This window comes from Micromonospora sp. NPDC049799, assembly GCF_040656655.1.
Taxonomy (GTDB): domain Bacteria; phylum Actinomycetota; class Actinomycetes; order Mycobacteriales; family Micromonosporaceae; genus Micromonospora.
On record NZ_JBFAMU010000609.1, the window covers coordinates 1 to 2,681 of the forward strand.

Genomic DNA, 2,681 nt, shown 5'->3' on the forward strand with positions numbered 1-2,681 from the left:
ACGGCGACTCGCTCACCGGAAACTCCAGGTGCCCGGGCGCTCAGTCATGCGAGCAAAGGTACCTCGCGGTGGCTACCAGGCCGGTGCGGGCGGCGACCGCCGCCCGGTCGGTGTCGCCCAGCACGATCGCCGCGAACACCGCTCGCCGTCCGTCGTCGGCGAGCGCACCCGCCAGCACCTGCGCAGTCACGCCCGTCACCCTGCCAGGGGTGTACGCGTCCCGCCAGGCGATATCGCCCCGTAGGTGCCCCGCCTACAGCGCGTGCCCCGTCGTCGCGTCCACGTGGTCCGGCACGGGGTCGTGCCGGTCCCCGACACTCGACGTGCCGGACGGCTCGAACATCAGGATCGACGCCCCACCGGGCGAGGACGGCCGGTGCTCCACGCCGCGCGGTACGACGTACACGGCGCCGCGGGGCAGCACCACCTCCCGCTGCGCCCCGCCCGGCCCGTCGCGCAACGCGATGCGCAGCTCGCCGTCCAGGACGAGGAAGAACTCGTCGGTGTCGTCGTGCGCGTGCCACACGTGCTCGCCGGCCACCTTGGCGACGCGCACGTCGTAGTCGTTGACCCGGGTCACGATGCGTGGGCTCCACAGCTGGTCGAATCCCGCCAGCGCGGCCGCCAACTCGATCGGCTCGTTCCTCATCGGACCATCCTGCCGCACCGGTGCCGCGACGGTCGCCCCGTCACTCGCCGGTCGGGCCGCCGACCAGCTCGACGACGATGTCCAGGTGCCCGACGTGCCGGGCGTACTCCTGCACCAGGTGGAACAGCACCCGCTCCAACGGCGGCGGCTCCGCGCCCTCCCAGCGCGGGCCCGGCGCGCCGGTCGCGTCCAGGTCGGCGGCCTCCACCACCGCCCGGGTGTGCGCACCCTGCGCCCGCAACGCCTCGACGAGTCCGTCGCGGCTCTCCTCCCGCGTGACGTGCCACCGCCCGTCGCGCCGGTCGCCCCACGGCTCCCCCACGTCGCGGCCCTCGAAGCCCCACTCGATCCAGCGCAGCTCCACGTACCGCAGGTGCTTGACCAGTTCCAGCGGGGTCCACGCGGAGGAGAGCCGGCTGCGGCGCAGCTCCTGCTCCGGCAGTGCCATGACCTTCTCGATCAGGGTCGACCGGAAGAAGTCCAGGTAACGCAGGAACACCTCGGTACGTCCGGCGGCCGGCACGGTGGGGGAAGGAAACGGCAACGTCACCACGCCATTGTGCGCCGCCGGAGATCACCGGCGGGTCCCGGCCGGCGCTGCGGTCCGACCGGACATGCGGCAGAGTGGCAGCCGCGACCGGCGGCGGCCGGTACGCCGAGAAAGGAGGCGGTGTCCGTGGAGGGTCCCCGCGGGGTGGTCTTCCCCCGTACCGGCGAGGGCCGCAGCACGTCCGCGCTCGGACGTCAGGTCGTCGCCGACGCCCTGCGCGCCGTGGACCCGGTGGGCGCCCGGGCCGCCGAGCACGAGACGGACTGGCGGCACGGCTACCTCGGGCACTTCCGCCGCCTCGTCGAGGCCGGCCTGCTCTCCCGGGAGGCGGCGCTCACCATCGCCCGCGACGGGCTGGCGTCCCTGCACACCCGGATGACCGTGGTGGACGACGGGGGCCGGGAGGGACCCCTGGCCGACGTGTTCGCCGCACCCCCGCGCCACGAGCCGCTGGCCACCGCCACCGTCGAAGGCGACGGCACCGTCGAACGGGAGTTCTCCCTGCCGTACCGGGGCGGACGCCTGCGGGGCGACGCCCTGCGCCGGCGGCTCGACACCTGGGTGACCGACGGCGTGGTGGAGCCCTCCTGCGCGGAGGCGGTCGCCGCGGTCGCCGCCAACCCGGACTGGCTGGACCTTCGCGACCAGCGGATCGTGGTGCTCGGCGCGGGCGCCGAGATGGGTCCGCTTCCGTCGGTGCTGCGCTGGGGCGGCGACGTGGTGGCGGTGGACCTGCCCCGCCCGGAGATCTGGCGCCGACTGCTGCAGACCGCCCGCCGCCACGGCGGACGCCTGCACCTGCCGGTACCGGCCGGCACCGGCACCGACGACCCGACGCTGATCAGCCGCGCGGGCGCCGACCTGCTGCACCGCCTGCCGCAGGTCGCCGAGTGGCTCCGCGGGACCGAAGGGCGGCTGGTGCTGGGCAACTACGTCTACGCCGACGGGGCCACCAACGTCCGGGTCGCCACCGCCGTCGACGCCCTCACCGACCACCTGAGCCGTGAGCGGGACGACGTCGCGCTCGCGTTCCTCGCCACCCCCACCGACGTGTACGCCGTGCCCGGCGACGCGGTCCGGCACGCCGAGCGCGGCTACGCCCGTCGCGGTGCCGCCCGCCGCGCCCTGCGGGTCGTCTCCGGCGGTCGGCTGCTGCACCGCAACTACCCGCCGGGAGCCGACCCGGGCGTGAACGACAGCCTGGTGCCGCAGCAGGGACCCAACTACGCCCTCGCGAAGCGCCTGCAACGGTGGCGCGCGACCGTCGCCCGTGAGCAGGGCACCGTCGTGTCGTTCACGGTCGCCCCACCGACGCGCACCCGTTCGGTGTTGCGCAACCGGGCGCTCGCCGCCGCGTACGCCGGCGCGCACCGGTTCGGCATCGAGGTGTTCGAGACACGAACCCGAGGCTTCGCCCTTGTTCATCCGGGTGATCAACGAGGACGGACGTCCGATCGCCGCGTCTCCACCCGTGAACGGCGC

General features: G+C 74.7%; 4 protein-coding genes. 1 reads left to right on the top strand and 3 read right to left on the bottom strand.

What is annotated here, in order from left to right; genetic code table 11:
* Window positions 1–40 precede the first annotated feature (40 nt).
* The 3 genes from AB0I76_RS27145 to AB0I76_RS27155 all read right to left on the bottom strand — a co-directional run bounded on the left by AB0I76_RS27145 (window position 41) and on the right by AB0I76_RS27155 (window position 1,199).
* Window positions 41–190, bottom strand: coding sequence for a hypothetical protein (locus AB0I76_RS27145; protein ID WP_357041139.1), 150 nt, complete (start codon window positions 188–190; stop codon window positions 41–43).
* Window positions 191–253: 63 nt separating this feature from the next.
* Window positions 254–649, bottom strand: a complete 396-nt coding sequence (locus AB0I76_RS27150; RefSeq protein WP_357041142.1) for a cupin domain-containing protein — start codon at window positions 647–649, stop codon at window positions 254–256.
* 40 nt (window positions 650–689) lie between these two features.
* On the bottom strand, window positions 690–1,199 hold the full coding sequence (locus AB0I76_RS27155) for a DinB family protein (protein ID WP_357041145.1): 510 nt from the start codon (window positions 1,197–1,199) through the stop codon (window positions 690–692).
* A 126-nt stretch (window positions 1,200–1,325) separates the two neighbouring features.
* Here AB0I76_RS27155 and AB0I76_RS27160 point away from each other — a divergent pair.
* Window positions 1,326–2,681, top strand: a 1,356-nt coding sequence (locus AB0I76_RS27160; RefSeq protein WP_357041149.1) for a hypothetical protein, incomplete at its 3' end; no start/stop codon positions are given.